The following is a 13422-nucleotide window of genomic DNA, read 5'->3' on the forward strand; positions in this document are numbered from 1 at the left end:
ATGGTCAGCCACGGGAGATCGAAAATCCTGAAATCAGTCTGATTTCTGCATGACGGTTTCGTCAGCCTTGGCCAGAACCGCGTGCAGCAGAACCTGTCCGCCAGCATCCGACCAGTGTTTGTGGACTTCCTCGATTTCGTTGTGCGAAATACCGTCCACACAGGGGATAAAGATCATTGCCGTCGGGCAGACCTGTGCGAGATAGCAGGCATCATGCCCGGCACCCGACACGATTTCACGGGCCGAGAACCCGCCAAGTTCCGCACCCTTGCGTACCGCATCAACACAGGACGCATCGAACGGAACCGGGGCGTAATAGAAAATCTGTTCAAGCTCGGTCTGAAGGCCGATCTCGGCTGCGATTTTCTCCACCCCTTCGCGAAGGGCCTTGTCCATATCGGCCAGCACCGCATCATCGGGATGACGGAAATCAACTGTGAAGAAGACTTCACCCGGGATGACGTTGCGTGAATTCGGATGGATTTGCATCATGCCCACCGTGGCACAGGCAAGCGGGGATCGATCCAGACCGATCTTGTTGACCAGATCAATCACGCGTGCCGCACCAAGCAACGCATCCTTGCGCGTTTTCATCGGGGTCGGGCCGGCATGGGCTTCAACACCGGTGAATTTGATTTCGTACCAGCGCTGCCCCTGTGCATCGGTGACGATACCGATATCCTTGCCTTCGTCTTCAAGGATCGGGCCCTGTTCGATATGGGCTTCGAAATAGGCCCCCATCGGATGGGCATCAATGGTCGGCTCGTCCGGGCCCATATAGCCGATCCGCGTCAGTTCCTCGCCCATGGTCTTGCCGTCGACATCAGCCCGTGAATGACCGTATTCAAGGTCAAACACCTTGGCAAAAACGCCTGATGCCACCATTGCCGGTGCAAAACGTGAGCCTTCCTCATTTGTCCAGCACACGACTTCCAGCGGGGCTTCGGTTTCGTATTTGGCTTCATTGAGCGCACGGATGACTTCAAGCCCCGCGAGCACGCCATAAACGCCGTCATATTTACCGCCGGTCGGCTGACTATCAAGGTGACTGCCCATCACGACCGGTGGCAGGTCGGGGTTGCGGCCTTCACGACGGGCAAAGATATTGCCCATCTTGTCGATGCGGATCGAGCATCCCTCGGCCTCGCACCATTTGATAAACAGATCGCGGCTTTCGCGGTCAAGATCGGTCAGCGCCAGACGGCATACGCCGTCCTTTGCAGTTTTGCCGATTTTGGCCATTTCCATCAGGCTGTCCCAAAGGCGGTCACCGTCAATTGACAGATTTCGAACACTGGGTTGAAGAGTCATTATTCAATCCTTTTAGGTTGGTGGCGCTGATGGATTATTCCGCAGCCATACGCATCGGGTTCAATGGATGTTCCGGCCAGGTCATTGGCGGCTTGTCGGTTTTGACCGGCTCCATCGTGATGCAATCGGGCACCGGACAGATGTGATAGCAAAGGTTGCAGCCAACGCATTCCTCATCGACAACCTCGAACAGACGGCCGCCTTCAGGCTTGTTGGTCATGGTGATTGCCTGATGTGAGGTATCCTCACATGCGATATGGCAACGGCCGCATTCGATGCAGTTATCCGGGTTGATCACGGCCTTGGTGTCAAAGTTCATGTTCAGCTCGTTCCAGTCCGCAACCTGCGGAACGGCCGCACGGGTGAACTGTTCGACACTGGTGTAGCCCTTGTCATCCATCCACTGGCTCATGCCGTCGATCAGATCATCGACCACACGGAAGCCATAGATCATCGCAGCGGTACAAACCTGAACCGCGTTAGACCCCAGCGCCATGAATTCGACCGCATCTTTCCAGGTGGTGATGCCACCGATACCGGAAATGTGAAGGTTCTTCGTTTCCGGGCTGCGCGCGATTTCAGCAACCATGTTCAGTGCAATCGGCTTGACTGCCGATCCGCAATAACCGCCATGCGTACCTTTGCCATCGACCATCGGTTCGGGCACCATCTGATCGATATCGACCGAAATGATCGAGTTAACGGTGTTAATCAGCGATACCGCATCCGCCCCGCCCTTATAGGCAGCCTCGGCCGACCACAGGATATTGGTGATGTTCGGGGTCAGTTTGGTAAAGACAGGAATATCAACGCTTTCCTTGACCCAGCGGGTGACCTGCTCAACCATTTCGGGCACCTGACCAATGGCCGAGCCCATACCGCGTTCGCACATGCCATGCGGGCAACCAAGGTTAAGTTCGATCCCGTGCACACCGCTTTCGGCGATCTGCTGGGCAAGGTCCTTCCAGGCGCGTTCCTCGATCGGGGCCATCATCGATCCGATAATGACATGATCGGGATATTCCGCGCGGCATTCGCGGATTTCCTGAAGGTTGACGGCAAGTGGCCGGTCGGAAATCAGTTCGATATTGTTGATGCCAAGCAAACGGCGGTTCTGGTCATGATGGGCACCATAACGCGACGATACGTTGATCACGGGCGGATCAATGCCCAGCGTCTTCCAGACAACCCCGCCCCATCCTGCTTCAAAGGCGCGAACGACGTTGTACTTCTTGTCGGTCGGCGGTGCAGAGGCCAGCCAGAACGGGTTAAGCGAATCAATTCCGGCGATTTTGCAGCTTAGATCAGCCATTTTTCTCTCTCCCTTTGGCTACGGTTCAAGCGGATTTCAGGAATGCATCGATGGCGATAGCGGCCTGTTTGCCGTCCTCGACCGACTGAACAGTCAGGTCTTCGCCACTTTTGATGCAGTCCCCACCGGCGAACACGCCCGGGGCTGTTGTCTGATAGTTTTCATCGACCACGATTTTGCCACCGGCGATCTCCATTCCGGCAAGGTCATCGGTTTTGATTTTCTGTCCGATGGCTTTCAAAATCTGGTCGGCACGCACTTCAAAGGTCTCGCCGGTTCCAACCAGCTTGCCGCTGGCATCCAGTTCGGTTTTCTCGAACTCCATGCCCAGAAGCTTGCCATTGGCCTTGATCGCAACGGGCTTGGCCCAATAGCGAACGACAACACCGTTGGTTTTCGCAAGATCCTGTTCGAACTCGGTCGCCGACATGTTTTCGGCACCGCGACGGTAAACAAGGGTGACTTCATCGGCACCAAGGCGTTTGGCCTGAACTGCGGCATCGATTGCGGTGTTACCGCCGCCAATGACAACCACATTATTGCCAACCGGCATGTCGGATTTCGGTTCGGTCTGACGGAGCTTCTCGATAAAGCTGATCGCGTCATCAACGCCCGGGAAATCTTCGCCCGTAAGTCCAAGATTGTTGGTCGATCCAAGACCGACACCAACAAATACCGCGTCATAGGAATCCTTAAGGGCAGCAAGGCTGATATCCTTGCCAAGCGCCTTGCCGTATTCGATGCGAATGCCGCCGATGCCAAGCAGGAATTCAACTTCGCGCTGGGCGAAATCATTGGTCATCTTATAGGCGGCCAGACCATATTCGTTCAGACCACCCGGCTTTGCCTTGGCTTCGAATACGGTCACATTGTGCCCCAGCATGGCGGCACGGTGCGCACATGAAAGCCCCGCCGGACCGGCCCCGATCACGGCAATATTCTTGCCGGTTTCCGGCGCACGCTTGAACGGATGGGGCAGATCGCGCGCCATCAGATGATCAACGGCAAAGCGTTGCAGGCTTCCGATTTCAACGGCGGTATCTTCGGCGACATTGCGCACACAGGCCTGTTCGCACAGAACTTCGGTCGGGCAGGCACGGGCACAGGTGCCGCCCATGATATTGGCCGACAAAATGGTCTTTGCCGCACCATCCGGGTTGCCGGTGCTGATCTTGCGGATGAAGGTCGGAATGTCGATTGATGTCGGGCATGCGGTGACACAAGGGGCGTCATAGCAATAGAGGCAGCGATTGCTTTCTGCCATTGCCTGAAGGGTGGAATATGCCGGATGCAGATCGGAAAAACCGTCATCTGCTGCATTGTGCCCGGCCCCACCATGGATGGCACCGGATTTGGAAACTTGCTTGGCCTGCAAGGTGGTCATTGGTTTTGTCTCCCTGCCAAAAAGGCGTCCTCTCCTGATGTCATCGAGAGACAAAACAAGAATGCAAAAAACAGTCTGACCAGCGCGGGCACTGCGATCCCGCATACGGGATCAGGATAGATTTATGGCGTGCGCGGACGGGCGGGCCCGACCAACTCTGGGTCTTCCTGTTCTGACATTCTTGGCGTATCCGTCCGGACAATGCCGGACTTTTCCCAGTATCTAATCTGTCGTGTGATTATAGTTTCGAGGTTATCCCCGGTTGATTACACGTACAGATGCCTCTCTCTGACAGATACAGCATGTCCAATCCTGATCATTTGGTCAAGATTAAAAATCCGAATTCTTGTCAGGCTCTGAATATGGCTGAATTCCCCTTGAAACTCACCTCTGACACGGCCCGGTCCGCAGTGTGTTTCAGACTACGTGACATCTGGTAGAGCGCTGATTTGGCAATACTTTACGCTGGCTTTAATTAGATAAACTAAAGTAACGTTGCGCGAATAACCCATTTCGGAACGCCTGTAATGACATCAAAAGAAACCGCAACGGACATCCTTCCTGATCGTCAACCTTCGGTCCGGGCCGTTGCAATGCCTTCTGATACCAATCCGAGCGGCGATATCTTTGGCGGCTGGCTGATGTCGCAAATGGACCTTGCGGCGGGTACCGCAGCCGCACGCCGGGCCAAGGGCAGAACCGCCACGGTCTTTGTCGATACCATGTCGTTCCTGCGCCCGGTGCATGTCGGCGATGAAGTTTCGTTCTTTACCGAAATCATCCATACCGGGCGCACATCGCTTCGCATCAATGTCGAAGCCTGGCGTCAGACACGCTTTGCCGAAACGTCTGATAAAGTGACCGAAGGCGTCTTTACCTTCGTCGCCCTTGACGATGAAGGCCGTCCGCGCCCGATTGATCCCGATCCGCAGGATCCAGCCTCCAAAGCCTGATTGAGCGTCGGCCTGGCAGCAATCAACACCCCTGTCGGCATACGATAATCCGCAGCCCTGCGCACCGGGCATGGCGGGTACGCAGGGCTGCGACCTATGCAAACGGGCTTGAATATGCGATTTTGGTCGGAAATCTGGTCGCGCCATGTTATGAAACGCGCCAAGTCCCATATGAAACGGGACAGAGAGATTTCCCGCATACCGACGAAAAGACCCAAGTGATGAGTAATCAATCGCGCCGTTCCGAATTGCTGATGCCGGCAGGTTCGCTCGAAAAACTGAAAGTGGCTGTGCTTTATGGTGCAGACGCCGTTTACATGGGCACGCCCGACCTGTCCTTGCGTGTCAAAAGCCAGTTGTCGCTTGAAGACGTGGTCGAAGGCATCGACTTTGCCCATAGCCACGGTGTGCGCGTTTATCTGACGCTGAACCTGTTTTCGCATAACAAGGATATCGACAAGCTTCCGGAATATGTCGATACCGTGCGCAAGGTCCGCCCGGATGGTCTGATCGTTGCTGATCCCGGTGTTTTCATGTTTGTGCGTGAACATGCGCCGGAACTTGATTTGCATGTGTCGACACAGGCCAATGTGTGTTCCTGGCAGTCAGTGAAATTCTGGCAAAGCATCGGGGCAAAGCTTGTGGTGCTCGGCCGCGAGGTTTCCTATGCCGAGCTGACCGAAATCCGCGAAAAATGCCAGGACATCAAGATCGAGGCCTTTGTGCATGGTTCGATGTGCATGACCTATTCGGGTCGTTGCCTTTTGTCGAACTTCATGGCCGAACGTGGCGCCAATCAAGGGGCCTGTGCGAACTCGTGCCGCTGGAAATACAAAGTCCATATGAAGCTCAAGGACGGCACGGTCAAGGAACTGAACCTGACCGAAGAAAACCTTGAGATGTTTGACTTCTTCCTTGAAGAAGACATGCGTCCGGGCGAGCTGATGGAAATTCAGGAAGACGAGCGCGGCTCCTATATCCTGAACTCGCGTGATCTTTGCATCATGCCAAAGCTTGAAGATTACCTGAAAATCGGCGTCGACAGCCTCAAGGTCGAAGGCCGCGGCAAAAGTCCCTATTACGCTGGCCTCGTTGCCCGTGCCTATCGCATGGCGATTGATGACTGGTACAAGGATCCGGAAAACTGGTCAGCTGACGAATATATGAAGGAACTGTCGACCATTCCGAACCGGGGTTACACCCTTGCCTTCCATGATGGTCGCCTGACCAACTATGCGCATGGCTATGACAGCAACACCAATGTGTCGGATTGGGAATTTGCCGGAATGATCGAGGAAGTCGAAGATGACGCCTTTATCATGTCGGTCAAGAACCGCATGCTGCCCGGCGACGTGATTGAAATCGTCCCGCCGCGTTCGCGTCAGACCATTTTCATCCGCATGTATGAATTCATCGACGCCAAAACCGGCAAGGTCGGCGAAGCTGTCCACGCCAATACCCATCCGCGCATCCGCCTTCCGTTCTCGCTGTTTGAACAGGAAGACCCGGAATTCCTGCGTCGCGAAGTGCTTCCGATGACCATCGTGCGCAAGGAAAAAGCCCTTTCGGAAGACGAATGGCAGCGCCTGAAACTTGATCAGGAAGGCCACAAGATCGAGATGGGCAAAGGCAATGAAGACCGCTATGACGCCAAACGCGATGCGCTTCAGACCGCCCTTGATGATCGTCAGAAAGAACGTTCTTTCCGTACACCGCGTGTGGGCACCAAGGGTTGCTGTGGCCGTGGCTGTAACGGTTGCCTGATCTTCTGGCACGATGACACCTATGCCAAGGCACGCGAAATCCTTGCCAAACGCAAACAGGGCGAGATGCTTGAAAAAGACGGCAAGACGATTGCTGCGGAATAAGCATTCTTCAGATTGCTGATCACACAAAGCCGCCGGACAATCCCGGCGGTTTTTGTTTGGCCCACCAAACCGAAAGTCGACAGTCCCCGGATCACTTCAGCCCGGATCAGTGATAGGATTTCTTGATCGGCGGGCCATTCAGGATGAATTCGCCAATCGCGGTTTCATGCTCGATGCCAAGACCTGTGGCAAGCGCAAACAGCGCGCTATCACCGCTTCCGGTGGCACAGGGCGACAACCCCATTTCAGTTGCCACCAGATAGAAGGCTTCCATCATCACCCCTGCATTGAGCAGCGAAAGCCGATAACAGAGATTCTGGTATTTCCAGCCAAGGCGCGGCATCCGGCTTGCCATCACGATCAGACTATCGGGTAACTTGGAACCAAGACCCGTGGCACCGCTTGCCACACCAAGGATGGCTTTGCGCACCTGTTCACGAGCAGGCAAGGCATAAAGTGCATGTTCCGCCCCCTGATAATGATAGATGCCCGGTTTCAAACCATCGCAGCGATTGATGACCAGATAGATTTCGATCTCGTGGATCGCGCCACCGGCAGGAACCGGACGTTCCAGCAAATCCTGCGACGTGCCATGCTTGATATGTTTGCGGGTAGAAACAGACCGCCATAAAAAACCGCCCAGATCATCAAGCCTCAGCGGGCGAGCGCCCGGTTCGCGGATGGATTTGCGCGCATCCATCACATCATAAAGCGACAGTGGCTTATGCTTGGCATCGGCTGAATTGTCATCCGGGCGCGGCAATGCGATCTTGTGGGCAGACATTGGCGCCTTGATCGCGGGTAGGGATGGCACCTTGTCCTTGAACCGATAGGTCCCGCCAATCATTCTCTGATCCAGAAAACTGCGGGATCGGGAATGGAACAGCCGTTCATGAAATTCCCAGCTTTGACGATCAAAACTGTCATGAGACGGGCTTTGCAAAAAGCCGAACCGCCACAGAAAATGCCAGAAACCGGGATAGGCCAGTTTGCCTTCATCGCCTGAATTCATGCTATTGCCATGCTTCGGATCACCAAAGATGTGGGCCAGCAACCCGTCACCCTGCGGACCAAGCACCAACCGCACACCGATCTCACAGTTTTCAAGAACTGTCTTGCCGCCTTCGCGCTGAACAAAGGCAAAGCGCGAAATCTCTGCATCCTCGGGCGCCGCCCCGATTTCAAGCGGCGTATAATAAAGCCGCGACCCTGACTCAATATGACACAGCGGCGCACCAGAAGATTTATCTGGCCAATACCACCACTGCAACGCCTGAACCTTGGCCAGCTCATGTAGCAATTGATCGGCCTTTTTCCAAACCTGTTCCTCGTTCAGTTCGGGGCAGATATCGCCAATCTGTTCACAGAGCGTTGCAACCGGCACCCCATTGTCGACACCCCAGGATGCGACCAGATCGACAAACCGCGGGTCTGACCAACCGGTTGGATGATCATAAAGCGTCAGTTCATCGCCAAAGGCCGTTTTCAACACCATGCGCCCACCGGTCTCATCGAATGAGACCGCCCGAACATGGGGACCAAGCCCGATACCAAGATAGGGGTCAGAAGATGCAAAAAAAGCAGATCCAGTCGATGCATTCGCAGTCATGACGCCTCACAGGAAAAAGGCCAAGGGGTGCAGATCGTCATAGCTATGGGGGTGATCAAGTGCGCCCATCTTGACCGGCGCATCAAACAGCCGTCCCGGCGCACGGCGGTTCCAGAAATGACGCAGACCCGGCACCACAACACGAACACAGGAAAGCGGCAGGTCCGGGCGGCTGTAATCGACAACAATGGTATCGAGCCCTTCTTCTGCCATCCGATCGACACAAAACCGGACTGCCTGATCAATCGTGTCAAACCCTGCGCTTGGAAGATCATCGACCGACTTTTCCGCACCAGTCCCGGCAATATAGGGGTGGTCGGCGAGATTGGCGGTTGCCAGCCATTCCATCATAGCATCTTCGATCCCGCCCTTGGTCTGGATCGTTGAGGGCTCGATATCATCATGCATCAAAATCTGGTTGAGTTCGGTCAGAGCACGCAAAGCGGCAATCCGCCCGTCAAGATGTGATCCGAAACCAAGCAATACCCGGCTGCCATCCTGTTTGGCCGATGCAGCAATCATCACCGGAATCCCAAGATCGGTGGTCAGATCAATCACCCAGAACGTTCGTCCCAGTGACTGGTAATGGGCCTGCATATTGGCAATAAACGCATCATCAAGCCCGTCAAGCGATACGCGCCGTGGCACAAGGCGGTTATACCACCAGATCGAAATCGCATCGCGTTCAACCAGTTCAAGCACCCCCTGCAGGATTGCTTCTTCGATGCTGCCACCTGTCGCACAGCCATTTGAATCCGCCATACAGAAATCATGATCACCGGGCGCATTACCCCGATATTCGTAATAACAGAACCGGGTCGGCACCCAGCGCGGCGCGTGATCCCGCAGCGACCAAGCCGGGGTCCAGTCAATCACCGCTGTCTCGTCAAACGGTTCGGGAATGCGGGCCATCGTGGTGGCATTCCGGTTCAGGCTTTCGCGGTTCCGATATTGCTGCGCAGCATAGTCCAGAAACGAAGCTGGATGCGGGGCATGCTCGCGAATTTCCCGCCAGCTTGCCTGATGGCGGGGTTCGGAGCCCGACCATTGCGCACTATAGCGTTCAACAGCCTCGGCCAGACAGCTGATCTTGGCCTGACTGTCACTTAACCCCTTGCCTGCGGCCCCGCCCGGACGCCCAAGCGATCGGTTCTGACGTGGATCAATCGACATCCGGCGTCCCTGCGAGGCGGAATAAACATGCAGCCCCTCCGCCAGATCAGCCTTGTGCAGATGGCCAACAATCCCGGTCAGGGGGCTGACAATCGGTTCCAGTCTGGCCAGTGCCTGTTCCGGGGTCAGCGCCCGCCAACCGCCATCCGCCCCATCCTGATTTTTGATCCGTGACAGGGTGATTGGTCGATGCATCTGATCGGGTGTTTGCGGTGTTGATTGCAGAGCATGTTCGGGACAATCGGCAAATAACGGCACGCCATGCTGCTCATTCACCCCATCGCTTAACGACCAGACCTGCAACTTCGTGCGAAGATCATCGCACAGGCCAAAACTCAGACGCACCGTTTCAAGCGTCGCCCGACCAAATGCAACCGCCAGACTGGCCTTGGTAAAGGCCCGTGCCGGACGGGCACCTTCTGGTGATGCCGGGGCCACTGTATCGCCCTGACGATGTTCGGCCAGTCGCCTTGCCAGACAGAAATAACAATTGCCCGCACCGCTATCAGCCCCAATGACGGGCCCAAACCATGCATTTAATCCACCCGGCTTGAACGGCACCCATGCCATTTCGCTTTTGGCCGCCATGCGGGCGAAATCCGAAAGTGCCGGTTGCAGATAATCTTCGGTCAGAACAATGGTCAGATTGGCATTTTTAAAATCGGTAATGCTGAAACCTTGCGCCATAAGCATCGCGGCGAGTTCGGACGCCTGCACCGATCCGGCTGCCCCATCGCGACCCAGCCCGACAACGCCAAGCTTGACCGACTGGGCAAAGCTTTCACATTCATCAGGCTGCAAGACATTGGCGCTCCAATATGCAGATCGGGCACGATCCGCCCATGGATCAATCGCAACGACATAGCCCCGCTTACGCATATGCGCGATCATCTCGGATATATCCGCAGGCGGAATGCGATCACCGAGCCGGGCGATAATCTCCTGCTCGCGCAGACGTCCATCAAGATAGGGGAACAAAATCCCGTATCTTTCGCCATTCAGGCGAAAGCTTTGGGTTTCCGACAATAGCAAGTAGGTGTGATTGCCAATTGTGTGCAGGGTGAAATGTGGGGCAATCGCAAGGTATTTCTGATCTTCCGCCATTGCCATTCTTCCCCCGCAAGTGTTGTTGTAACCGTCCAGATCTCAGATCAGGTTGCCCTGCCTTGCATCTTTTACGCAAGAGCAAAAACAACTAAATATCAATGCACAATCGGAAAAATCGCGCAATCTGCGTTGCACAGTATATTAGACATATGTTAGCGTATTTTTCGCGCCAAACGTTTGTGACACCAAGAATAAATAAGGGTGCCCAAGCACTTCGTCGGGCAACCGGTTTCAGGAGTTTCTGGATATGACACAGGAAAATCTCGCTGCAGGGTCATTGCCGACACCAGCTTTCCTTCGTCTGTTTGACGATGATCACGTCAGCGACAACAATCTGGCTTTCAGTCGTCCGCCCGCTCCGGGGCAGTGTATTACCATCCTGCGGCCAGAAAGTGATGATGTCACCGACTGCAATCTGGCTTTAAATCACCCGCCCGCTCCGTGCCAGTGTATTTGCACCTTGCTGCCAGAAAATGCTGAGCTCAGCGACAGCAATCTGGCTTTAAGTCACCCGCCCGCTCCGTGCCAGTGTATTTGCACCTTGCTGCCAGAAAATGCTGAGCTCAGCGACGGCAATCTGGCTTTAAGTCACCCACCCGCTCCGTGCCAGTGTATTTGCACCCTGCGGCCAGAAAGTGATGATGTCAGCGATGCCAATCTCAACGCCGCCCTTCCGCAGCCACCAAGTTTTTGCGTCAGGCGCGGTAAAGATGAACTGTCTGTTCAATTTGACGACCTTGATCTGAGCGCACCGCCTCCCGGCTTTCACACCCAAAGCTGCTCATGCGGTCTGGGGTGTCGTGCACCGGTCGCCGACAAGTCTGAATTCTCTGACAGTGACCTGACGCTTAGTGCACCGATTCCCGGCGGCCCGAAACCCTGCTACTCGGCATGCGGTGTATGGTAATTTCCCTTACATAGATGCCCGGACCTGCCGTCGTGCGAACATCCCTGAAGACGGGGAAGCGACGTAAGAGGATTCCGTTCAGGCCAGTCCACATAATCAACATTTGGCCTGAACGGGGACTCTGGCGTGCCGTTGTTTGCAAACAGGCCCTGATCGAAAGCGTGCCGAGATATCATGTCTGACACCGATTTGGCCTTGCATGTCGCACAATATGATCCCGCCACGATGGAAGAACCGTTTCGCGCGTTGCTGACCGGTTGGGGAGTGCTTGAGCAAAGCTCTCCCTTCTATGATTACTGGCAACCAATCCTGAAAGACCATCGAACGATCCTTGATGGATTGGTTATGGCCTTTGATGGAACTTCGATCATAGGACTGGCACAGATCAACTGGCGGCCGACCATTGATAAAAATTCGCGCTCGGTTTCCTATTTCATTGATCGCAACCAGCCTAGGGAAACAGTTGCGCGGGCCTTGAAGCAGCATCTCGATATACTGTTTCGCCAACGGGGATGGACCACGCAAGTCGCCTTTGCCCCCCCGGAACTTGCCGAATATAGTACCCTTTATGAAAAAGTCGGTTTTGCCCATCAGGCAGAATATGATTCAATGCGCATGATCTGGGATGGCGGTGATTATGCTAAGCCCGCCGTCGCAGGGCTCAGCATCCATCATTACGACCGCGATCATCCCGATCCGGTGATCGAGGCCGAACTGGCCACCCTGTTTAACCGAACCTTTGCCAATGAACCGGCCTGTGCTGACCTTGAAGGCAAAGACATTCGCAAACTGTCGGTCCATGGCGACATGTGGTTTGCCTATGCCCGCGAACAGGCAACCGGGACAATCGTTGCCTATGCCGAATGCGGCGTAGATGGACTGTTCTCTGCGATTTCTGTCATTCGTCCCTATTGGGGCAAAGGCGTTGCCGAATGGCTCGCCGCCCATTGCATGGATCATTTCAGGGCAAACGGGATCGACAAGCTCTGGAGCCTTGTACGCACCAGCAATGCCGCATCAATCCGGTTGCATGAACGCATGGGCTGGAAACGCGATGGCGACGGAATTTACCGATACTTTTTTTCGCAGATTGAGCAGGCCTGATCAGCCGACCCCACATTCCCTGCAACAGCACAAAGCCTGAATACAGAAACGGCAGCCCGTGTGGCTGCCGTTTCTATTTGATTACTTGATGGCGCGTTCGGCCTGCTGTTCGAGCTTGTCGATGCGTTTAAGCCCGAACCAGCCAAGCCCAAGGAACACAATCAGCAAGATCGGGCTGAGCAGTGTAAGGTTGCGTTCAAGCAGTTCCGACATCCCCTCGCCCAGCACATAACCAAGTGCAAAGTAAATCCCTACCCAAAGCAGGATTGATGCGATGCAAAGCGGCAGGAAGCGCATGAATGACATCGAACTCATGCCGACCGGAAACACACTGATCGAGCGGATGGTATTGGGATAGCGACACAAAAGGATATAGGCGACGCCATAATGCTCAAACAAACGCATGGTTTTGCCCAACCACTTTGACAGACCATCCGGGAGCTTGCGCATAATCGCGTCACCATATTTGCGCCCCAGCCAGAACCGTATCATATCGCCGACAAAGGCCCCGGACAGCATCGCGACAATAGACGGCCCCGGCAACAGGCTTTCGGATACCACAAAGATGCCGACAAACACCGGCAGGATACTGGCCTTGCTGACGCAATAGGTAAAGATCAGGGTATAGACCAGCTGTTGGTGGTCCTGAATCCACAGATTGATTGTTTCGAACACGGCATCACTCGCCCGTTTA

Annotated in this window: 10 protein-coding genes; 4 read left to right on the top strand and 6 right to left on the bottom strand. The window is 54.9% G+C overall.

The window, feature by feature from the left end; all coding sequences use genetic code 11:
• Positions 1-33: 33 nt before the first annotated feature.
• The 3 genes from WA318_RS12680 to WA318_RS12690 are packed head-to-tail and all read right to left on the bottom strand — an operon-like array spanning position 34 to position 4007.
• Positions 34-1311 carry a Zn-dependent hydrolase gene (locus tag WA318_RS12680; protein ID WP_336081571.1) on the bottom strand — a complete coding sequence of 426 codons (1278 nt, stop codon included), beginning with the start codon at positions 1309-1311 and terminating at the stop codon, positions 34-36.
• Positions 1312-1345: 34 nt separating this feature from the next.
• The gene (preA, locus tag WA318_RS12685; protein ID WP_114099466.1) at positions 1346-2623 is read right to left on the bottom strand and encodes an NAD-dependent dihydropyrimidine dehydrogenase subunit PreA; all 1278 of its coding nucleotides are present in this window, start codon (positions 2621-2623) and stop codon (positions 1346-1348) included.
• Positions 2624-2648: 25 nt separating this feature from the next.
• The gene (locus tag WA318_RS12690) at positions 2649-4007 is read right to left on the bottom strand and encodes an NAD(P)-dependent oxidoreductase (RefSeq protein ID WP_336081575.1); all 1359 of its coding nucleotides are present in this window, start codon (positions 4005-4007) and stop codon (positions 2649-2651) included.
• 527 nt (positions 4008-4534) lie between these two features.
• On the opposite strand from WA318_RS12690, the gene WA318_RS12695 reads away from it, so the two are divergent.
• Both WA318_RS12695 and WA318_RS12700 read left to right on the top strand, forming a co-directional pair.
• On the top strand, positions 4535-4960 hold the full coding sequence (locus WA318_RS12695) for an acyl-CoA thioesterase (protein ID WP_336081578.1): 426 nt from the start codon (positions 4535-4537) through the stop codon (positions 4958-4960).
• 221 nt (positions 4961-5181) lie between these two features.
• Positions 5182-6828: a U32 family peptidase C-terminal domain-containing protein gene (locus WA318_RS12700; RefSeq protein ID WP_114099463.1), complete on the top strand. Its 1647-nt coding sequence runs from the start codon at positions 5182-5184 to the stop codon at positions 6826-6828.
• Positions 6829-6934: 106 nt separating this feature from the next.
• Here the strand turns inward: WA318_RS12700 and WA318_RS12705 are convergent, their stop codons facing one another.
• Positions 6935-8437 (bottom strand): SagB family peptide dehydrogenase, encoded by a 1503-nt coding sequence (locus WA318_RS12705; protein WP_336081580.1) that lies wholly within the window; start codon positions 8435-8437, stop codon positions 6935-6937.
• A 6-nt stretch (positions 8438-8443) separates the two neighbouring features.
• Entirely contained in the window at positions 8444-10714 is a 2271-nt protein-coding gene (locus tag WA318_RS12710) for a TOMM precursor leader peptide-binding protein (protein ID WP_336081583.1), read from the bottom strand.
• A gap of 250 nt (positions 10715-10964) precedes the next feature.
• On the opposite strand from WA318_RS12710, the gene WA318_RS12715 reads away from it, so the two are divergent.
• Entirely contained in the window at positions 10965-11624 is a 660-nt protein-coding gene (locus WA318_RS12715) for a hypothetical protein (RefSeq protein ID WP_336081585.1), read from the top strand.
• A 174-nt stretch (positions 11625-11798) separates the two neighbouring features.
• Entirely contained in the window at positions 11799-12728 is a 930-nt protein-coding gene (locus tag WA318_RS12720) for a GNAT family N-acetyltransferase (protein WP_336081587.1), read from the top strand.
• Positions 12729-12809: 81 nt separating this feature from the next.
• Here WA318_RS12720 and WA318_RS12725 read toward each other — a convergent pair whose 3' ends face one another.
• Positions 12810-13403: a DedA family protein gene (locus WA318_RS12725; protein ID WP_336081589.1), complete on the bottom strand. Its 594-nt coding sequence runs from the start codon at positions 13401-13403 to the stop codon at positions 12810-12812.
• Between the last annotated feature and the right edge of the window lie 19 nt (positions 13404-13422).

This window comes from Thalassospira sp. CH_XMU1448-2, from assembly GCF_037027285.1.
In the GTDB taxonomy this organism is placed as follows: domain Bacteria; phylum Pseudomonadota; class Alphaproteobacteria; order Rhodospirillales; family Thalassospiraceae; genus Thalassospira; species Thalassospira profundimaris_C.

Coding starts and splice junctions, on each gene's coding strand:
- WA318_RS12700 (WP_114099463.1), top strand. CDS start 5,182: ATGAGTAATCAATCGCGCCGTTCCGAATTGCTGATGCCGGCAGGTTCG.
- WA318_RS12690 (WP_336081575.1), bottom strand. CDS start 4,007: ATGACCACCTTGCAGGCCAAGCAAGTTTCCAAATCCGGTGCCATCCAT.
- WA318_RS12695 (WP_336081578.1), top strand. CDS start 4,535: ATGACATCAAAAGAAACCGCAACGGACATCCTTCCTGATCGTCAACCT.
- WA318_RS12705 (WP_336081580.1), bottom strand. CDS start 8,437: ATGACTGCGAATGCATCGACTGGATCTGCTTTTTTTGCATCTTCTGAC.
- WA318_RS12715 (WP_336081585.1), top strand. CDS start 10,965: ATGACACAGGAAAATCTCGCTGCAGGGTCATTGCCGACACCAGCTTTC.
- WA318_RS12720 (WP_336081587.1), top strand. CDS start 11,799: ATGTCTGACACCGATTTGGCCTTGCATGTCGCACAATATGATCCCGCC.
- WA318_RS12710 (WP_336081583.1), bottom strand. CDS start 10,714: ATGGCGGAAGATCAGAAATACCTTGCGATTGCCCCACATTTCACCCTG.
- WA318_RS12680 (WP_336081571.1), bottom strand. CDS start 1,311: ATGACTCTTCAACCCAGTGTTCGAAATCTGTCAATTGACGGTGACCGC.
- preA (WP_114099466.1), bottom strand. CDS start 2,623: ATGGCTGATCTAAGCTGCAAAATCGCCGGAATTGATTCGCTTAACCCG.